This is a genomic window from Bacillus sp. lyk4-R2A-2 (assembly GCF_030209735.1).
GTDB lineage: Bacteria > Bacillota > Bacilli > Bacillales > Bacillaceae > Bacillus > Bacillus pumilus.
Map to the genome: position 1 here is coordinate 1 of NZ_JARVRK010000006.1, position 18,243 is coordinate 18,243.

Consider the following 18,243-nt stretch of genomic DNA (forward strand, 5'->3'; position numbering starts at 1 on the left):
TAACACTTAGCACTCATCGTTTACGGCGTGGACTACCAGGGTATCTAATCCTGTTCGCTCCCCACGCTTTCGCTCCTCAGCGTCAGTTACAGACCAGAGAGTCGCCTTCGCCACTGGTGTTCCTCCACATCTCTACGCATTTCACCGCTACACGTGGAATTCCACTCTCCTCTTCTGCACTCAAGTTTCCCAGTTTCCAATGACCCTCCCCGGTTGAGCCGGGGGCTTTCACATCAGACTTAAGAAACCGCCTGCGAGCCCTTTACGCCCAATAATTCCGGACAACGCTTGCCACCTACGTATTACCGCGGCTGCTGGCACGTAGTTAGCCGTGGCTTTCTGGTTAGGTACCGTCAAGGTGCGAGCAGTTACTCTCGCACTTGTTCTTCCCTAACAACAGAGCTTTACGATCCGAAAACCTTCATCACTCACGCGGCGTTGCTCCGTCAGACTTTCGTCCATTGCGGAAGATTCCCTACTGCTGCCTCCCGTAGGAGTCTGGGCCGTGTCTCAGTCCCAGTGTGGCCGATCACCCTCTCAGGTCGGCTACGCATCGTCGCCTTGGTGAGCCATTACCCCACCAACTAGCTAATGCGCCGCGGGTCCATCTGTAAGTGACAGCCGAAACCGTCTTTCATCCTTGAACCATGCGGTTCAAGGAACTATCCGGTATTAGCTCCGGTTTCCCGGAGTTATCCCAGTCTTACAGGCAGGTTACCCACGTGTTACTCACCCGTCCGCCGCTAACATCCGGGAGCAAGCTCCCTTCTGTCCGCTCGACTTGCATGTATTAGGCACGCCGCCAGCGTTCGTCCTGAGCCAGGATCAAACTCTCCGAGGTATGCAGGATGCATATCACACATGCGTTGCTACACGATGTAGCGAACTTAGCATGTGATCATTTCCTGCCTCGTCAGCGTTTGACTGACTACCTATGATGTTTCATAGGATTTTTTATAAAAACTCGAATTAACAGGTACGTTTTGTCTTGTTTAGTTTTCAAAGATCATCTTCGTCGTCTCTCAGAGGCGACTTTATTAATATAACATTCTATCAAGATAAAGTCAATAACTTTTTTCTTTATGTTATTTAATAACCGCGCTGTTTTAGCGGCGAATACAAATATAACACCTTTTGAGAGAGGAAACAAGTATTTTTTCTAAATAATTTATTTTTTCTTATCTCTTCCTATATAACCATACAAAAATTGATTGTCACAGGAATTCTCTATTGTTGATCCTGAAGGTCTTTAGTATATTTATAATAGAAGAAAACTAAATAACCGCAGGGGGAGCTTTGTGCTGAGAGTGAACACTCGTTGTTCTGACCCTTTGAACCTGTCAGTTAATACTGAAGTAGGAATGTGGATTCAATTGAATACATGTGGTGTATTCAACTCGATATGTTTTTCTATGAATAACATACTCATCCTTACACGGTCTCTCCTTGCTCAATTCATGAAAAGGGAGATTTTTTTATGCAGCAATCAAATCAATTGGTACGACTGATGGAAATCGCAATTATGACTTCACTTGCACTAGTATTAGATTACTTATCAGGTCTCTTTTTAAGAATGCCGAACGGCGGATCTCTTGCGCTGATTATGATACCCGTCATTCTTATGTCTATTAGATGGGGAATATCAACCGGGTTTATCATTGGTGTGCTTATTGCAGGCCTTCAGCTGATGAATGGCCCTATTATCGCTACACCAGTTCAAGGATTTCTCGATTATTTCGTCGCATCTGTTGTCATTTCCCTAAGCGGCCTCTTTTCTGGATTGATTAAAAAAGCCATTCAGGATCAACAGCGAAAGCAGCAATTCTTTTATATTATCTTATCTGTATTTGTTGCAAGTTTCTTCAGACTGTTGACGTTCTTTATCTCTGGTGTTGTTTTCTTTTCTCATTATGCACCAAAAGGAACACCGGGTTGGGTTTATTCTTTAATTTATAACAGCACATATATGGTTCCTTCATTTATTATTTGCAGTATCGTTCTTTGCATACTCATACCAAGTGCATCTCGTTTGGTTTTTCCTCACAAAAAATAACTGGCTGATTTCAGCTGGTTATTTTTTTATGCATAAATTGCCGCTCTATGGAATCTATTAATAGTAGAAGATTTCATGTTGGAGGTACGCCAATGAACCCTTACTCCATTATGCTGTGCTGTTATATTCTCAGTCTTGCTTATTTTTTGGCAGGTTTCTATGAAGCTTTAAAGATAGCAGGAATAAAAGGAAAAGTAGAAGCTTCTCCTCTTATCTCTTATATGCTTTTAGCTATGCTTTTCACTTTTTTCTCTCATTATTATTGGAAGCTGACGATTTAATTCGGTGTAGATGGTCATTTAATACAGGCAGCTCCCACCCATACCCTATTTCATCATGCTTCTCGCCAGCCAGCTCGAACTGGCTGGTAACGACAAAATGAGGTTGAAGCTTTTGATAAAAATGCTTTGCCGAATTTTGTTCAAATACCCACAGCATGATATTCTGATACCCTTTCTCTATTAAATAGCTCACTCCTTCTGTAATTAAAGCGATACCTGCTCCTGATTTCTGTTTCTCTTGCAATAAATAGATCGCATAAAGTTCTCCATCATATGTTGGATAGCGCTCATCACGTTGTTTTCCAAAAGAAGCAAAACCAAATACCCCCTCGTCATCTTCTGCGACAAACGTCCCTTCAAGTGACCTTCTTCTCCAGCTCTCTTCTCGATCTTCTATATTTAAACCATCCAAATAATCCTGATTAATAATGCCTTGATAAGTCGTCTGCCAGCTCTTCACATGTATTTCGGCAATTTTAGGAATATCTTTTTGTACAGCATGTCTCACCTTCATCCGCGCCACTCCTTCTCACTGTTTTCATCCTATCTTTATTATGATAAATTCCTATTTCCTAAAATTCAATCAATAAAGGATATTCGTTGACATTTTGTCAACACACCTTTATATTGGGTACGACTTCTTCTATAGAAGAGTTGATACATCATACAAAGGATGGCGTAAAAATGGATTCTAAAACAACTGAGCTTGGGACTCTTTTAAAGGAAAGATTGCAACAACGTTCTTTATCTTTAAGAGAGCTCAGCACATACACAGAAATTGATAAAGCGACACTGTCTCGAATCATAAATGGAAAAAGAAAACCAACTTTGAATCATCTGCAGCGACTTTCAGATTCTCTGAACCTATCATTAGATCAACTATTAGCTGCTGCTGGGTTTCCAATCAAAAACGAAAAGGTACATAGTGATACGTTCATACAAACGGTCGTAGAGATCGAAACAACACTGAAAGATCAGGAGGTCTACGACGGTACATTTAGTCAGGCCAAATTGAAACAAAAGCTAAACGAATATGAGACCTATAGCCAAACAAACAAGGGAAAAGAAACGATCTCTGCAAAGTTTGAGAAAAAGATGGAGGCGGTAAACGGCGCCGGGCCATTCCTTCAGCATTTGAAAGACATGTACAGTTTATTTATAACCGGACGAGGTTCTTCTCGAGAATTAATGCTGATGGGAGGGGCACTCCTTTATTTCATTATGCCTGTTGACTTAATACCAGATTATATTTTTCCGATCGGCTACATTGATGATGCTGCGGCTGTGAAAATCGTCATAGAGCAGCTGACAAATAGGTAACAGGAAAAGAAGCTATGAAAAAACAGTACAGCATTGACTTCGTACTTTTACTCACGGTGATTTGTTTATTTGTCATCAGCCTAATAGCTGTATATAGCGGATCAGGACAGTATGAATCGCAGGATATGTTTTATTTCGTCAAAAGACAAATTTTCTGGTATATCGTCGGTTTCGGTCTTATGGCCGCTGCTGCATACTTTGATTATGAACTTCTTGAGCGTTTATCTTTTCGGTTATTTACAGGTGGTATTTTTCTCATTATTCTTGTGCACTTTTTCGGAACGAGTCAAAACGGATCCCAAAGATGGATCAGCTTCGGTTCAATCAAAATTCAGCCATCAGAGTTCATGAAAATTTTTGTGATCCTGCTGCTAGCGGCTGTCTTGAACCAATACAAGCATCAGCGATTTTCGTTTAAAGAAAGCATCATTCCTACAAGTAAAGTCGTTTGCTGGACCGTTGTCCCTTTTTTCCTCATCTTAATTCAGCCTGATTTAGGGACAGCGCTCGTGATATTATCTATCGCCTTTACACTGATGCTCGTGTCAGGAATTTCCAGTAAGATGATGACCGCATTAATGGCTTCTTTCCTTGCACTTCTTTCATTTTTGGTCTACTTACACAACGAACACTTTGAGCATTTCACAAAAATCATTAAGCCACATCAGCTTGATCGCATTTATGGCTGGCTCTCCCCCGATGAATTTGATTCAACATACGGGTATCAGCTGAAACAATCGATGCTCGGTATTGGATCAGGTCAATTATCAGGAAGCGGTTTTACAAAGGGGCATCAAGTACAAGGCGGTAATATCCCCGAAGCGCATACGGATTTTATCTTTGCCGTCATTGGTGAGGAGTTTGGTTTTATCGGCGCCTCCCTTTTGATGTGTTTGTACTTAATGATGATTTACCGAATCATTCATGTGGCTATGCATGCTAATACGCTTTATGGTTTGTACATATGTGCAGGAGTCGTTGGGCTGATCGTGTTTCAAGTTTTCCAAAATGTAGGGATGACAATCGGTTTAATGCCTGTGACAGGACTCGCGCTTCCTTTTATCAGCTATGGAGGCAGTGCGCTATTGACGAACATGATCGCCATTGGCCTCGTGTTTAGTGTCAATATCAGGTCATCATCCTATATGTTTGGAGACAACTGGAATTGAAAATGATGGCATTTCTTCTATCTCATCTCAAAAAAGTCGACCTCGTTCTTGTTGGAACAATTGTGTTCCTCTGCTTATTTGGTTTACTGATGGTGTACAGTGCAAGTTATCCTTTAGGAGAAGTGAAGTATGAGAAGGGCAGCTATTTCTTTATTAAACAATGGCAATGGCTCCTGATTGGGGGATTCTTTTTTTTCATTGCCGCTCTTTTCCCCTATCAGATTTATCGTAAATGGATGAAATGGCTTGTCATGCTGTCATTGCTATGTCTCATCCTAGTCCTGATTCCTGGAATTGGTGTTGTCAAAAACAATTCACAGCGGTGGATTCAGCTGGGCTCTCTTATGCTCCAACCTTCTGAAGCTGTGAAACTAGTGATGGTGATCTATTTTGCCTATGTGTACGCGAATAAACAGCCGTACATTACATCTTTTAAAAAAGGCGTACTGCCGCCACTCATCCTTTTAAGTCTTGTTTTTTTATTAATCTTAAAACAGCCTGATTTAGGCACAGCTGTGTCTATTTTATTAAGCTGTGGCATCATTTTATTATGCGCTGGGTTGAAAACGCGCCATTTCATTTTGCTAGGATCGACTGCCGTAGCATGTATCACTTTTTTTGCAGTGACAGCTCCTTACCGTTTGAAGCGGCTGACTTCTTTTCGTGATCCTTTTCAGTATGAAGATGGGGATGGCTATCAGCTGATTCATTCGTATCTCGCAATGAATTCCGGCGGGCTGATAGGGAATGGCTTAGGCGGGAGTATTCAAAAGCTAGGCTTTCTTCCCGAAGCGCATACGGATTTTATTATGGCCATTATCAGTGAAGAGCTGGGCATTATGGGGATTTTGATTGTGATAGGTGCATATCTATTCATCATGTATCGCGCAATGCGAATTGTGCAGGCTTTACATGACCCTTTTGGAAAACTGTTAACGATTGGGCTTACGTTTCAAATCATGCTCCAAGCAGTCTTTAATTTAGGCGCTGTCTTTGGTCTTCTTCCGATCACAGGCATTCCGCTTCCTTTCATTAGTTATGGTGGCTCCTCCCTAGTGTTCATGATGATATCTGCTGGTATTCTCGTAAATCTTTCTTCATATGTAAAAAGGAACCCATATAGGGCACATGCCAAATAGACACCTTCTGATGGAAGGTGTCTATTTATTTTATTCTTCTATTTGAGTATCAGCGATCTCTTTTTTTCTTGGCTGTTTGATTTCATTCGTTAGTTCCTGAATGCTTTGCTTCACATTGCCTTTGCCGGAAAAGTTCTCAATAATTTCTTTGACATCAATTCCAGAGGATGCTTTCAGGCTTTCTTGCAGACTGGACATAAGGTTTGTAGCATAGCCAGTGACTTTATTGGCACCGCTGCCTTCTCCGTTACCTCCCGTATCCACAACCGTAATTTTATCAATGTTAGAAAGTGGTGCAGATACTTGCTTCGCATATTCAGGAAGCATTTTCACAATCATATCAAGAATCGCTGCCTGACCATACTGTTCGAATGCTTCAGCGATTTTCTCTTTCGCTTCGGCTTCCGCAAGTCCTTTCAGTCTAATGACTTCTGCCTCTGTTTCCCCTTTTGCACGATCAGCTTCCGCTTTGGCAAGCCCGTCAATTCGGACTTTCTCAGCTTCTGCTTTTGCCATTGCTTCAATGCTGTATTTCTTGGCATCTGCTTCAGCGAGGCGTTTCGCTTTTTCCGCCGCAGCTGACTGCTCAACCGCATAACGATCCGCATCTGCTTTCTTTTTCACTTCAGAATCGTATTGACGCTCACGACGCTGAATCTCTTTTTCTTCTAATTCAATTTGCTTCTGACGTTCAATGATTTTTACTTGCATTTCTTGTTCAGTTACGTGCTGACGATTACGAGCTGTTTCAAGATCGTACGCTTGGTCGGCACTTGCTTTTGCTGTATCTTGTTCACGTCTGAATTCTGCTCTTTTCAGCTCATTGATCTTTTCTGCTTCAGCGATTTCAGTGGCACGCTCAAGCTCAGATTTCTTCGCATCTTTATCTGCTTCTGCACGTTTGATACGTGTTTCTTTATCTGCTTCTGCTGTTGCAATATCTGCATCGCGTTTCACTTGGGCAATTCTAGGTTTACCTAGTGATTCTAAATAGCCATTTTTATCACGGACATCTTTGATTGTAAACGATACAATGACAAGACCCATTTTCGCTAGATCTTGAGAAGCGACACGCTGTACTTCTTGAGAAAATTTCTCTCTGTTTTTATAAATCTCTTCAACTGTCATTGACCCTAAAATGGAGCGAAGGTGTCCTTCTAAAACTTCTCTCGCTTCGTTTTCGCGGTCTTCTTTTGTTTTACCTAAAAATTGCTCTGCAGCAGTAGCAATTTCTTCAATCGATCCGCCGATTTTAATGATGGCTGTTCCGTCCGCCATGACTGGTACACCTTGTTCAGTATAGACTTCAGGTGTTGAAACATCTAGCTTGCTAGATAGTAAGCTGAGCGGCTCTGCTTGTTGAAAAACAGGGAGTACAAAGGTACCTCCGCCTCTTACAATCTTAATCTTGTTTCCACCTTCATCCACGTGGACATTTTTACTTCCGAGGTAACTTCCTGTGACGATTAACGCTTCATCTGGACCTGCAGTCCGGTATTTCGAAACAAATACACCAATAAGTGCAATCAGAATCACAAGCACAATTCCAATGATTATCAAAATGGTTGTTCCTGGCATAGCATTCCCTCCTAGATTTCTTCATTTGGTATAACTGATAAGACGCCTTTGTTCACTTCGACGACCAGTACCCGAGTTCCATATGGAATCTCCTCTTCGTCGAAGCTGACGGCAGGCTTTGAGATTTTCCCGCTATTACTAATTAACAGCACTTCTCCAAACCCGTCTTTTGGAACAGATACAATGATCTCTCCAGTTCTTCCTTTTAAGTCGGCCTCCGTATATGAGAGAGATTCTTCAGCAGAGGAAAGCGGGACTAAGACAAATACATTCAAACAGGTCACAAGAACCACTGCGAGGATGGCAGATAAGACTGCGCCAAGTCCACTTCCTACAATTGCTGTTTTTTCAGAGATAAACCCTCCAGCCGAGAAAAAGGTAAGAAATGCGAGGATTAATGTTGGTTGAAGGAATGGAACAGGAATCGCTTCAAACAATCCATCAAATACATCGCCGAAAAAGACGAAAACAAGTGTCAGGATTCCTGATATCATCAATATGTATAAATACAGCGTCTGAAGTGGCAGCCCGAACACATCCATCTTCCTCACCCTTTCTTCATGAAATGAACAGCCTTTGTTTCATTTAGACCATGCTCACCTCCAATGTATTCCTTCTAACAGGTAATACGAACCACTTTTGTAAAGGTTTCAAATTTCCTCACAATTCTTCACAGGAATTCGCCGATAGCTCAAGAATGATTGTCATGTACCAGTATGTTAAAATTTGATCTTGAGGTGATGAAAATGAGTTTATTACATGATGCAAGACAAGAATTGTGGCAAGAGCTACAAGGTTTGAACGAAGAGCAATTGAATCAAAAATTATCTGATGATACTTGGAGTATTCAAGAGGTGGCAGATCATTTAAAGAAGATGGACCTCGTGGCAGCAAAACATCTAGCTGCTGAGGGAAAAAAAGCACCGATCAAAGAATATGAGCCAAAGCCGGTGGAAATGGCAGAGGATCGTTCTAGAAAAGCGACTGCGCCTAGTATTGTTGAGCCTGAGCGCAAGCATGTGACACCTACACATTTAAAAGATGAGCTCGATACAGCCCGTGAGCAGCTCAATCAAATTCTATCAACGTTTACTGAGGATGATTTCAAACGCGTCATTGCACACCCTGTGTTTGAAGAGTTATCGCTTAAGCAATATCTTGATTTTATCGGCGCACACGAAAAACGCCATATCCATCAAATCAAAGAAATTAAAGAACAGCTATAAGACATAAAAAAGACTCCCTTTTGGGAGCCTTTTTTCATTGTTACACTGTTTTAGGTGTTAGATCAAAACAGCGAGCATAAATCCAGTTGTACGCTTTTTCGTTTAGATCTCTTGGGTTTCCAATTGTTTGCGGATCTTTCATTGCTTCTTTAGATAAACGGTCAATCATATCTTTTGATACACCTTGTTCTTCTAATGAAGGAACTTCTAGGTCTTCCACTAAATCATACATCCAGTTCACTGCTGCTTTTGCGGCTTCCTCTGTTGACATTCGGCTAATATCAATTCCAAATGCTTGCGCAATACGAGCAAATTTTTCGGGATACCCTTTCCAGTTATACTCCATCACCGGTCCCATCATTGCTGCGACACACTGACCATGCGCTACAGGAATAATGCCTCCGAGTGTTTGACTCATCGCATGTGCAGCTCCAGCTGATTCGCTTCCATAAGAAAGCCCGGCAAGCATTGCAGCTTGTGCCATTCCATACCTGGCTTCTAAGTCCTCACCATCGGCAAAGGCACGGCGAATATAATGAGCTGCATATTCAATGGCCATGAGCGCGACCGCATCTGTAATAGGCTGAGCAAATTTCATTGTATAGCATTCAATGGCGTGTGCAAGTGCATCAATTCCAGTCATTGCCGTCACATGAGACGGCATGGATACATGTAGCTCTGGATCAATGACTGTGAGGTGAGCTGCAATGAGCGGGCCACCTGTGTTGAATTTGAATTCTCTTTCTTCATCTGTAATCACTGCCCACTGCGTGACTTCTGAACCTGTACCAGCTGTTGTCGGAATAGTGGTTAAAGGCGGGATTCTGTTTTCAAGCGGTTTTTTCCCCTCTGCCGCTTCGTAATCAAGGACTGAGCCTTCATGCGTCGCTTCTACACCGATCGCCTTCGCTGTATCCATTGAGCTTCCGCCGCCTACTGCGACTAATCCATTACAGCCTTCTTTTTCATATAACGCAGAGCCTTCATTCACTAAACGGACTGGCGGGTTTGGCTCTACTTTATCAAATAGCACCACATCGATTTGTGCTTCTTTTAATGAAGCAATCACTGGATCTACCACGCCCGCCAGGTAAATACCTGGGTCTGTTACAAGTAATACCTTTGAGACACCGTATGCTTTTACTTCTTCCCCAACATGTTTCACTGCACCGATGCCATGTTTGATGACAGTCGGAATTTCAAATGTATGGAATTTCTGCATGCTTTCAATTTTCATATTTAATGTCATATAGAATCTCCTCCAAATGTGTGATTTTTATTGAAACCAACGAATCGCTTCAGGTTTTGTATTACGATATACATGCTTCAGTTCCGTATATTCCTCAAGCCCGGTGCGTCCTAATTCACGTCCTAGACCTGATTGCTTATATCCACCCCAAGGTGCTTGAGCGAAATAAGGATGGAAGTCATTGATCCAAACTGTGCCTAATCTTAATTGACGAGCGACTCTTTCGGCCTTGCTGATATCAGTAGACCACACGGCTCCTGCTAATCCATAAATCGTATCGTTTGCCAGCTCAATCACTTCTTCCTCTGTACGAAAGGATTCAACTGTCAATACTGGGCCAAAGACTTCTTCCTGGACAATCCGCATCTCTGACGTGCAGCCTGAGAATATCGTTGGCAAGTAGAAGAACCCATTTGAAAGCTCCTCTGCGTCCGGTCTTTTTCCGCCTGTTTCTAATTTGGCGCCTTCATCTAACCCAATGCTGACGTATTTTTCTACTTTTTCTCGATGCTCAGCTGAGATGAGCGGGCCGCTTTGGGTTTCTTCATCAAAGCCGTTGCCTAGCTTGATTTTTTTCGTGCGCTTCACCAGTTCTTCTAAAAATTCAGCATGAATGGATTCTTCCACTAGCAAACGTGAACCTGCTGAACACACTTGCCCCGCATGGAAAAACACAGCATTCATTGCCTGGTCAACCGCTACGTCTAAATCAGCATCTTGAAACACAATATTCGGATTTTTCCCGCCGAGCTCAAGGGCGATTTTCTTCACATTCCCACTGGCTCCCTGCATGATTTTCTTACCTGTTTCAATACCGCCTGTAAATGAAATCAAATCGACTTGATCATTCACAGCAAGCTCATCACCAACCGTTGCACCTGGCCCAAGGACTAGGTTCGCAACCCCTGCTGGAATGCCTGCTTCTTCCATGAGTTTGAATACTTTGATCGTGGTGAGTGGTGTAATTTCACTTGGCTTTAATACGATTGTATTCCCCGCCGCTAGAGCAGGAGCGATTTTCCAGCTTGCTTGAAGCAATGGATAGTTCCATGGAGTAATTTGCCCGCATACACCGACAGGCTCTCTGACCAATTCGCTTTTAGAGTTCGGAATTGGGGATGCAATGATTTCCCCGCCATCTTTGTCGGCAAGACCGGCGTAATATTGGAACACGTTCGCAATATCGTCCATGTCTGCTTTGCTTTCCTCTACTGTTTTACCAGTATCAAGCGATTCTAATTTGGCTAGTTCATCAAGATCACGTCTAATCAATTCAGCAATCTTAAACACCATATTTCCTCTTTCAAGTCCAGGCAAGTTTGCCCAGTCACCTTGATCGAAGGCTTTTCTCGCTGCCTTAATGGCTAGCTGCGCGTCATTTCTTGATCCTTCACTGACTGTCGCGATCACTTCTTGATTAAATGGATTAATGATATCCCGCGTGTCGCCACTTTTGGCGCCAACCCATTGTCCATCTATAAATAGTGTTTGACTCATAGAAGGAACCTCCTCTGATTCTCTTTGGTAAGTTTGTTAAATAAAAATTTAACGTTTTGAACATAATTAACGTATCATGTTCAAATTTTTCTGTCAAAGGGAGATATGCTTCATTTTCTTTTGACATTTTGCATTCTTTCGTTAACATATAGTCCATAAAGATTTTTTTGAACGTATTGAATTCTCTTAATAGAAAGCAGGGACAGGATGAAAAAGCAGGAACAGCCGCAAGCAGAAGAGCGTATTTTAGCTGCTAAAGATCTAGTCATTGATTCCATAGCTGAAACGATGGATCTCTATGGAATTACACGAAGTGCTGGTATTCTTTATGGGACCATGTATTTAAATGAGGAAATGACGCTGGATGAAATGCGTGAAGAGCTGCAAATGAGCAAGCCAAGTATGAGTACGGGTGTGAAAAAGCTGCAAGACATGAATATTGTCAAAAAGACCTTTCACCGAGGACGAAGAAAACATAGCTTTGTTGCTGAAAAAGACTTTTTTAAGTTTTTCATGAACTTCTTTCCACAAAAGTGGGAACGAGAGGTCGAGGTCAATTTAGCGGCGATAGAAGAAGCGCAAGTCCGGCTTCAAGAGGTGGCTCGTGATGATCAGTTGGAGGAACATATAAGAGAGGAAGCGCAGCAGCTCATAGAGCAGCTTGAAAGCTCAAAAGCCTACTATGACTGGCTGAGACGCTTAGCAGACTCTGTTCATTCAGGGGAAATCTTTGACTATATCCCGATTGATCAGAAAGAAAAATAGACGATGTGTGTGCGTTTTAAAGCTTGAATTTTACAGGAGGATTGATTATAATAAATTAAGTCGTAACACATCGGGGCATTAGCTCAGCTGGGAGAGCGCTACGCTGGCAGCGTAGAGGTCAGCGGTTCGATCCCGCTATGCTCCATACGAAAAACCATTCTTGAGAAATCAAGGATGGTTTTTTTTATGTATATATTTCTTACAGCTCTGTTTGTTCTTTGTTTTTTCTTAAGCCTAATATCTTTATGATGCGGTACGCGATCACAGAAACATAAGCCGTGATGAGAATGATTGTGTAAGACACAGGATAATCACTCGTCATTCCGTGATAAATGAAATAGATGAGCAGCACTGACAGCATGATGACTTGGAACAGTTCCTTTTTCATTTTACTCTCCCCTCATGATAGTGATTCGGTCGATTATATCACAAATGATGTCATTTTTTGCTAGCTATCAGCAAGGGAAATTCCATTCACCTGCTGATAGCCCTTTATGAATGATTACTTTTTTAGCAATTGTTCCATTTTGTTCTTCGTCTTCGGACCGTAAATCCCGTCTGCCGCTAGACCATTCATGAGCTGGAACCGCTTGACCGCATTCGCTGTTTTCGGTCCATAATAGCCATCAACTCCGTTGTTTTTTGCCCCTTTGTCCGGGTAGAAATAGAGTGAGGATAAGGCTTTTTGCACGGCTATGACTTGTGATCCTTTTGTTAAGGGCTTGGTTATTTTTAAGATGCCAGATGGCAAGATATCTAACTTTTTAGATGTACTTGTTTTAGATTTTATCGAGCCATTTGCTAATAATTTTTCAACAGACTTTGTCTTAATTGGCTTTTCAGAAACTTCATTTGATATAAATGACACCAAGAAAGGTCGTTTACCCGCTTGAAGCTGCGTTAAAGTCAAACTGCCCATCATTTCAAGGTGTGGGTAGTCCTTAAAACTCTTCCAGTCTCCACCCCACGAAAACCCTAGTGATTTTCCGATTTGAGCTACTCGACGCCATTTTTCGTTGACTGTCCAAAGTGCTTTTTTTCCATCCGCACTTAATAGAACGTAATCGATCGCTAAACCATAGTTGTGATTTGATTGACCACCTTTAGCGTTGGTGACAATCTTCCCAGGAGCGGTACGACCTTGAGCGTAAAGCTTGTTTTGTTCTGCAAACGAACGGTAGCCAGAAGTAATCTGAACAAAGATACCTTCTTTATATGCTTGCTTGATCATTTCAATCGCACTTTTTTTTACAACCCTGTGAATGCCGGAACCCATATTTCTAATGGAACGGTCGATAAGAGTTTGCAATCCAATTTTTTCAGCCATGTTCTTTCTTCTCCTTTGATTAGTGTATTGAGCATTAAAAAAGCCCCTGCTAAGGGACTTAGAAATTTGTATTTTTTTCTTCTGCTTTTGGTTTTAATAAAGATGTTAATTTTTTGATTGTATTATATGGGGAAGTGATGAACCAACTGACTGCCGCAAAAAGATTGGAGCCTAGACAGCTCACAATGATAAATGCTAATGCGAAATAAAAAACAAGTTGAGTATCTCCGCTCCATTCATTCATGAATTCAGTCTTTCTTAATATAAACACAAAAACAGGATGGAACAAGAAAATTCCTAGTGAATAATCCCCCCACTTTGTCAGAATGCTCTTCTTACTATTTACTGCGATAAGAACAAGCAAACATATCCAAGCTGACAAGAGATAATGAAGGAGCATTTTCATTAAATAACTTTCATCATGAGCCAAAAATCGTTTTATTCCAAAGCTGCCACGAAACAGCCATTCTAAGTTTGGTGTGTACTCAATCAATAAAATTGTTAATGATCCCGTTACTATGAGTAACACCTTTGCCATTGAGGGTTTTATAATCTTATAAACAGCATTCAAGCTTTCCTTTGTCATAAAAAAGCCAGCAAAAAAGAAGGGTGCAAATGAAATTGTCCTTTGATAACTAAGAGTGTAAGATGTAAAATTCGGATAAAGCTCTTTCACTGTATTTACGATCACACCTGTGTACTGGCGTGAAATAAAACAGACAATGAATATAATAATAAAGATACTTAATTTCCCTATTAAACTTAGTCTTAACTTTGATAACCCCCAAGCTAGTGCATACCAAAAGAGCATACTTACGATATACCACAAATGAAATTGTGGCTTACCATAATGAAACGATAGGGTTTTATATTCTCCTATAAAATAAAGAAACCAGTCAAAAAACGACTGAAATATAAAGTATAAAAGAAATAGATTAATCATTTTACTTACTTTCATTCTTTTAGCTAAATACCCACTGATAAAAATAAAAAGTGGCATATGAAAAGCGTAAATAAACACAAAAAGCTGATAATAATTCTGCTTATTGAGTTCTATTAAGTGTCCGAAAACAACTAGAAAAATCAACAAGCCCTTTATATTACTTAATTTTAAATCTTTTTCTAACAACTGGCTTCCCTCCAACTCCAATTTTAGGATATATGAAGAAGGAAGCCAGCGCAACTATACATTTATTTTGTTAGCCCTCTTTGTTTCAGGGTATCTTTTTGTAATTGACCTTTGTAGGTCACATAATTGTTTTTAAACCAAGCGATAATGGCTGTCACCATCGTAAAAATGGTGGAACCTGCTACATATAGTGCCTCACCAGCGGTTTGTACTTGCTCCTCACTAATCGGCAGCACCGTCTGTCCAAACATGACAAGCGTTTGATTGATGAGCGCAATAAAAAGAAGCACTGTGCGAATCACAGTGCCTTTGTCGAATGTCTTCATGATTTTTCCTCCTATTTTAAATTCCGTTCAATTTTGTCGAGCTTGTCGATCACAACATCATATTTCTCACTAAACTTTGCTAACACATCATTTTGCGCCTCGATTTGTGCATTAAGCTTGTTTTCTCGTTCCTTTGTTGTGTTGAGAACATAGAACAGAACCCAGCAAAAGAGAACGGCAAAAGGACCTTGTGTCATTAAGTTTTGGACGACATCTACTTCCATTGGAATCACCTTCTTCCCGAAATAAATTACCCACATTGCACCAATTTGTCCATTTTGGATCTGGATTGTAACTTACTTTTTACCATCTTAATTGAGATAAGGTAACGTAAGCTGTTCCAATAGTGATGGTTCTGCCAGTATTTTTGGGAGTAATATAAAATGTTAACTTATCTCCTGCTTTAAATTTTTGTTGAAGGAACATCACATAGACACTGGATGAAATAACTGGATTCCAATTTCCAAAGCGTTGATATTCTGATCCATTCACGTAGCATGAGATAATACTATCTGATCCAACCGGAATATTCGTACTTGTCAAATAAAGTCTTATTAAATATAAGCCGTTATTTTTCAAAGTAATTTCAGACCGTGAACGATCATATTCGCCCAAATCATCTGATCTTGTATCTCCAAAAAGGAGTTTTGTTGGAATATTTTCAGATGCTACAGTTGTAGAATTATTCTGATCATACGAATCAACAAAAGAAGTATTTGACATATCCTCCACTGTTAATATCCGTTTCCAGCCTCTGAAAATCCCATCTGTATGAGTCGTTCCGTACCAATGACTATTATCATAGCTTCGACTCACATGAAATGTTTTGCGGTTATTTCCCGTTTCTATAATATCTACATTAAACCAAGAAGCATCGGTCGTTGATGGCATATTCACTGCGTTCGTTCCAGAGACATAATAAAAGCCAGATGGCAGTGTTAATATATCTGTACCAGTAGGGATAAGCATTCTATTTCCATTCGCCTTCAATAACGGATGCTCGTTCAACCTCTTCCATCCGCTCCATTCTTGCTGAGTACCGGTAACATCTGTCGTGGATCGATTGATGTACACATCACCAGTATTATTTGCCCCAATAATCCAGCCATAGGTATTTTCACTAAAGACTGATAAGGCTCTCATAGAACTTCTTGTCGGCAAATCAGGATGTGCTTCGTGGATATACCAAGAATGCACGCCTGGTAATTTGATGAGTTTATCCAAAATACTAGGATCGTTTGCATTAATTCTTTCGTATGCTCTTCCATCGTCAGCGGTAATTTTAGATAGTTGTCCTGCGTCCCATTTGTTTTTTTCGTTTTGACTAGGTATTTGCAGCCAATTGATCGCAATGTCATTCACATGATAGGAAAAACAAAATGCATTGCCTGATGTGTCAATCGCGATTCCTACGCCAATATTATTTTGACCCACAAGCTGAAAGCCTCTTAATGCAGCATTACCTATAGCAGGAGAATCGACTACTCCAGAACCACCTGGGGCATAGAAAGAGCAGGCACCTAACGATTTAATTCCGTTATAAATACTGCCGCCAGCTGGAATATTGACCAATTGGGATCCGTTATCATTCGTCATTTTATATAACTGAGATTGATTCCATTTCTTCTTTTCTGTTTCAGATGCGTGTACTCTCGCATCATTTGTATGTTTTAAGAACTGCTCTATTAATCCATGATCATTTTCAAGAAGTACTTTGACCATGTCATTAAACAAATCAGCATGTGCTTTATCATTTACTTCAAAAGGTTTTGGTTGTTTTATTTCCATTCAGTTTTCACTCCCTTGCTTTGATGCTTGGTTCCACTTCTTGGTAGCTGCTCTAGAGTGAGCATCCTTTGCTCATATCCTGTTTTTAAATCTTCCATTGAACAATCGCCTAGTTCCACCGCTTGTTTGACCAATTCAGGAGTCACCCATTTAAAATACAACGCCATCACCCAATAATTCATGATTCACGCTCTCCTTTATATAAAAGGATCTCATTTTTTAGCGCTTTTATTTCGTTTGTTAGATGATCACATTGATGTTCAAGCTGTTTTCTTATGAGCTTTTCTTTGGCTACTTCTTGTGCTAGATAATCTAGCGGAAGAGGCGGTTGATAACTTGGATTGATTTGAGATTCGTCCCACCATTCTTTCAATTCTTTTGCCGTTGGCTTTGGCACATCTAGATGCCACTCGTTAATGTAAGAACCGTCTCCATCATTTCTAAGTTCAAAGTCCTTTTGCGGATCCGCATCGGGGTATTTATACTTAATGGCTTCATATAAAATCATAGAATCCTCCTATCCTCTCAGGAAATTTCTGCCGCCTACTTCTGTAATATCAAAATAGTTGTACCAGCCTGAATTTTCAGATACATAACGACTAACATCTCCGTCATATCCTGCATACATGTAAATTTCTAAATAATCCCCTTTATTAGCCGGTACATTCGCAGCACCATAAAGTCCCATACTAAAGCTCAACGTATCAGATGGGCTGGTCGGGCTCTGTCTTTGATGTGCAATATTTTTATACCTTTTTCCATTTAAATAGATCGATAATTCAAAGTTTGCGTATCGTTGAAAGGTTTCAATATAAACACCTGCATTCACTGAATACATTCCGTTTTCAGGGCAGATGAAGCGATTATTTTTGATGTCAAAATTGTTATGACTGTCTTTTATCTTTCGATTAAAAAGGATTTTTTGATACTCACCTTTGGTTAATAACTGTTTTCCAGTTGTACCTATATTGGCATGACAGAATCCAGAGAGCTTATGCCAGTCGGTCCAACCAGATCCAGTCCACCAATGACGGCACCACGTACCTGTGCTATCAAAATAACTGCCCGCTTCGTTTCCAGTCCCATAGTAATATTGAACAAATCGAAAGTTACTATATTTTTCATTTTTCACAAAGCCAAATCTCGTAGGATATCCGGTATCATTCGCTTGTCCAATATCCATGAACGTAATGCCATTAGGATATTCCTCACCGCTGACTGATGCATCTTGAATGGCTTGATCGCCTGTTAGTTTAAATAAGCTTTCATTTGTGATTCCTTCTATTTGTAGCCTGAGCGCATTGTCATTCTCTACTAGAGTGTCGACCATCCGGTTAAATAAGTTGGCATGTGCTTTGTCAGAGGTTTCAAACGGTAAAGGTGATTTGATGTCCAT

Annotated in this window: 19 protein-coding genes, 1 tRNA gene, 1 rRNA gene, 1 pseudogene and 1 riboswitch; of the genes and pseudogenes, 7 read left to right on the forward strand and 15 right to left on the reverse strand. The window is 40.7% G+C overall.

From position 1 onward, the window contains the following. Positions 1-841, reverse strand: a 16S ribosomal RNA gene (locus tag QRN39_RS10870); the annotation flags it as partial. A 436-nt stretch (positions 842-1,277) separates the two neighbouring features. Beyond that, a riboswitch (TPP riboswitch) is annotated at positions 1,278-1,379 on the forward strand. A gap of 98 nt (positions 1,380-1,477) precedes the next feature. Here QRN39_RS10870 and thiT point away from each other — a divergent pair. After that, positions 1,478-2,053 carry an energy-coupled thiamine transporter ThiT gene (gene thiT, locus QRN39_RS10875; protein ID WP_268459357.1) on the forward strand — a complete coding sequence of 192 codons (576 nt, stop codon included), beginning with the start codon at positions 1,478-1,480 and terminating at the stop codon, positions 2,051-2,053. A 240-nt stretch (positions 2,054-2,293) separates the two neighbouring features. Here the strand turns inward: thiT and QRN39_RS10880 are convergent, their stop codons facing one another. Further along, a complete protein-coding gene (locus tag QRN39_RS10880) occupies positions 2,294-2,848 on the reverse strand; it encodes a GNAT family N-acetyltransferase (protein ID WP_003212763.1) in 555 nt (184 codons plus the stop codon). A gap of 170 nt (positions 2,849-3,018) precedes the next feature. Between QRN39_RS10880 and QRN39_RS10885 the strand changes: the two genes are divergently transcribed. Genes QRN39_RS10885 through ftsW form a run of 3 tightly spaced genes read left to right on the forward strand, consistent with a single transcriptional unit; the run spans position 3,019 to position 5,962 of the window. Beyond that, a complete protein-coding gene (locus tag QRN39_RS10885) occupies positions 3,019-3,654 on the forward strand; it encodes a DUF1232 domain-containing protein (RefSeq protein WP_284907260.1) in 636 nt (211 codons plus the stop codon). A 14-nt stretch (positions 3,655-3,668) separates the two neighbouring features. Then, complete coding sequence (gene rodA, locus QRN39_RS10890) at positions 3,669-4,823, forward strand: rod shape-determining protein RodA (protein WP_113387315.1); 1,155 nt, start codon at positions 3,669-3,671, stop codon at positions 4,821-4,823. Positions 4,824-4,828: 5 nt separating this feature from the next. After that, positions 4,829-5,962: a putative lipid II flippase FtsW gene (ftsW, locus tag QRN39_RS10895; protein WP_417894896.1), complete on the forward strand. Its 1,134-nt coding sequence runs from the start codon at positions 4,829-4,831 to the stop codon at positions 5,960-5,962. A 30-nt stretch (positions 5,963-5,992) separates the two neighbouring features. Here the strand turns inward: ftsW and QRN39_RS10900 are convergent, their stop codons facing one another. Then, positions 5,993-7,540 carry a flotillin family protein gene (locus QRN39_RS10900; protein WP_003213366.1) on the reverse strand — a complete coding sequence of 516 codons (1,548 nt, stop codon included), beginning with the start codon at positions 7,538-7,540 and terminating at the stop codon, positions 5,993-5,995. An 11-nt stretch (positions 7,541-7,551) separates the two neighbouring features. Next, positions 7,552-8,082 carry an NfeD family membrane protein gene (locus tag QRN39_RS10905; RefSeq protein WP_034620073.1) on the reverse strand — a complete coding sequence of 177 codons (531 nt, stop codon included), beginning with the start codon at positions 8,080-8,082 and terminating at the stop codon, positions 7,552-7,554. A gap of 204 nt (positions 8,083-8,286) precedes the next feature. On the opposite strand from QRN39_RS10905, the gene QRN39_RS10910 reads away from it, so the two are divergent. Continuing rightward, positions 8,287-8,766: a DinB family protein gene (locus QRN39_RS10910; protein WP_003213650.1), complete on the forward strand. Its 480-nt coding sequence runs from the start codon at positions 8,287-8,289 to the stop codon at positions 8,764-8,766. A gap of 40 nt (positions 8,767-8,806) precedes the next feature. On the opposite strand, the gene QRN39_RS10915 is transcribed toward QRN39_RS10910, so the two are convergent. After that, positions 8,807-10,015, reverse strand: a complete 1,209-nt coding sequence (locus QRN39_RS10915) for an iron-containing alcohol dehydrogenase (RefSeq protein ID WP_284907262.1) — start codon at positions 10,013-10,015, stop codon at positions 8,807-8,809. Positions 10,016-10,042: 27 nt separating this feature from the next. Further along, the gene (gene betB / locus QRN39_RS10920) at positions 10,043-11,512 is read right to left on the reverse strand and encodes a betaine-aldehyde dehydrogenase (protein WP_003212701.1); all 1,470 of its coding nucleotides are present in this window, start codon (positions 11,510-11,512) and stop codon (positions 10,043-10,045) included. Positions 11,513-11,719: 207 nt separating this feature from the next. Here betB and cudC point away from each other — a divergent pair, with 207 nt between their 5' ends. Both cudC and QRN39_RS10930 read left to right on the forward strand, forming a co-directional pair. Then, on the forward strand, positions 11,720-12,277 hold the full coding sequence (gene cudC / locus QRN39_RS10925; protein ID WP_106029201.1) for a choline uptake/conversion transcriptional regulator CudC: 558 nt from the start codon (positions 11,720-11,722) through the stop codon (positions 12,275-12,277). 72 nt (positions 12,278-12,349) lie between these two features. Next, positions 12,350-12,422, forward strand: a tRNA-Ala gene (locus QRN39_RS10930). A gap of 54 nt (positions 12,423-12,476) precedes the next feature. Here QRN39_RS10930 and QRN39_RS10935 read toward each other — a convergent pair. The 9 genes and pseudogenes from QRN39_RS10935 to QRN39_RS10975 all read right to left on the reverse strand — a co-directional run bounded on the left by QRN39_RS10935 (position 12,477) and on the right by QRN39_RS10975 (position 18,243). Then, positions 12,477-12,665 (reverse strand): hypothetical protein, encoded by a 189-nt coding sequence (locus tag QRN39_RS10935; RefSeq protein ID WP_284907263.1) that lies wholly within the window; start codon positions 12,663-12,665, stop codon positions 12,477-12,479. 114 nt (positions 12,666-12,779) lie between these two features. Then, positions 12,780-13,604: a peptidoglycan-binding protein gene (locus QRN39_RS10940; protein WP_284907264.1), complete on the reverse strand. Its 825-nt coding sequence runs from the start codon at positions 13,602-13,604 to the stop codon at positions 12,780-12,782. 58 nt (positions 13,605-13,662) lie between these two features. Next, positions 13,663-14,733: an acyltransferase family protein gene (locus QRN39_RS10945; protein WP_189286506.1), complete on the reverse strand. Its 1,071-nt coding sequence runs from the start codon at positions 14,731-14,733 to the stop codon at positions 13,663-13,665. Between the two features lie 62 nt (positions 14,734-14,795). Continuing rightward, positions 14,796-15,059 carry a phage holin gene (locus QRN39_RS10950; RefSeq protein ID WP_003212734.1) on the reverse strand — a complete coding sequence of 88 codons (264 nt, stop codon included), beginning with the start codon at positions 15,057-15,059 and terminating at the stop codon, positions 14,796-14,798. An 11-nt stretch (positions 15,060-15,070) separates the two neighbouring features. Then, positions 15,071-15,283 (reverse strand): BhlA/UviB family holin-like peptide, encoded by a 213-nt coding sequence (locus QRN39_RS10955; protein ID WP_106029229.1) that lies wholly within the window; start codon positions 15,281-15,283, stop codon positions 15,071-15,073. Between the two features lie 79 nt (positions 15,284-15,362). After that, positions 15,363-16,847 (reverse strand): hypothetical protein, encoded by a 1,485-nt coding sequence (locus QRN39_RS10960; RefSeq protein ID WP_284907265.1) that lies wholly within the window; start codon positions 16,845-16,847, stop codon positions 15,363-15,365. 7 nt (positions 16,848-16,854) lie between these two features. Next, positions 16,855-17,029, reverse strand: a pseudogene (locus QRN39_RS10965) (XkdX family protein). Further along, complete coding sequence (locus QRN39_RS10970; RefSeq protein ID WP_284907267.1) at positions 17,026-17,355, reverse strand: XkdW family protein; 330 nt, start codon at positions 17,353-17,355, stop codon at positions 17,026-17,028. Before QRN39_RS10970 ends, QRN39_RS10965 begins: the two are co-directional and overlap by 4 nt. A gap of 9 nt (positions 17,356-17,364) precedes the next feature. After that, a complete protein-coding gene (locus QRN39_RS10975; protein WP_003213185.1) occupies positions 17,365-18,243 on the reverse strand; it encodes a hypothetical protein in 879 nt (292 codons plus the stop codon).

What these genes read in the sequence shown, in the direction of transcription:
- thiT (WP_268459357.1), top strand. Translation starts at nt 1,478, where the DNA reads ATGCAGCAATCAAATCAATTGGTACGACTGATGGAAATCGCAATTATG.
- QRN39_RS10880 (WP_003212763.1), bottom strand. Translation starts at nt 2,848, where the DNA reads ATGAAGGTGAGACATGCTGTACAAAAAGATATTCCTAAAATTGCCGAA.
- QRN39_RS10885 (WP_284907260.1), top strand. Translation starts at nt 3,019, where the DNA reads ATGGATTCTAAAACAACTGAGCTTGGGACTCTTTTAAAGGAAAGATTG.
- rodA (WP_113387315.1), top strand. Translation starts at nt 3,669, where the DNA reads ATGAAAAAACAGTACAGCATTGACTTCGTACTTTTACTCACGGTGATT.
- ftsW (WP_417894896.1), top strand. Translation starts at nt 4,829, where the DNA reads ATGGCATTTCTTCTATCTCATCTCAAAAAAGTCGACCTCGTTCTTGTT.
- QRN39_RS10900 (WP_003213366.1), bottom strand. Translation starts at nt 7,540, where the DNA reads ATGCCAGGAACAACCATTTTGATAATCATTGGAATTGTGCTTGTGATT.
- QRN39_RS10905 (WP_034620073.1), bottom strand. Translation starts at nt 8,082, where the DNA reads ATGGATGTGTTCGGGCTGCCACTTCAGACGCTGTATTTATACATATTG.
- QRN39_RS10910 (WP_003213650.1), top strand. Translation starts at nt 8,287, where the DNA reads ATGAGTTTATTACATGATGCAAGACAAGAATTGTGGCAAGAGCTACAA.
- QRN39_RS10915 (WP_284907262.1), bottom strand. Translation starts at nt 10,015, where the DNA reads ATGACATTAAATATGAAAATTGAAAGCATGCAGAAATTCCATACATTT.
- betB (WP_003212701.1), bottom strand. Translation starts at nt 11,512, where the DNA reads ATGAGTCAAACACTATTTATAGATGGACAATGGGTTGGCGCCAAAAGT.
- cudC (WP_106029201.1), top strand. Translation starts at nt 11,720, where the DNA reads ATGAAAAAGCAGGAACAGCCGCAAGCAGAAGAGCGTATTTTAGCTGCT.
- QRN39_RS10935 (WP_284907263.1), bottom strand. Translation starts at nt 12,665, where the DNA reads ATGAAAAAGGAACTGTTCCAAGTCATCATGCTGTCAGTGCTGCTCATC.
- QRN39_RS10940 (WP_284907264.1), bottom strand. Translation starts at nt 13,604, where the DNA reads ATGGCTGAAAAAATTGGATTGCAAACTCTTATCGACCGTTCCATTAGA.
- QRN39_RS10950 (WP_003212734.1), bottom strand. Translation starts at nt 15,059, where the DNA reads ATGAAGACATTCGACAAAGGCACTGTGATTCGCACAGTGCTTCTTTTT.
- QRN39_RS10955 (WP_106029229.1), bottom strand. Translation starts at nt 15,283, where the DNA reads ATGGAAGTAGATGTCGTCCAAAACTTAATGACACAAGGTCCTTTTGCC.
- QRN39_RS10960 (WP_284907265.1), bottom strand. Translation starts at nt 16,847, where the DNA reads ATGGAAATAAAACAACCAAAACCTTTTGAAGTAAATGATAAAGCACAT.
- QRN39_RS10970 (WP_284907267.1), bottom strand. Translation starts at nt 17,355, where the DNA reads ATGATTTTATATGAAGCCATTAAGTATAAATACCCCGATGCGGATCCG.
- QRN39_RS10975 (WP_003213185.1), bottom strand. Translation starts at nt 18,243, where the DNA reads ATGGACATCAAATCACCTTTACCGTTTGAAACCTCTGACAAAGCACAT.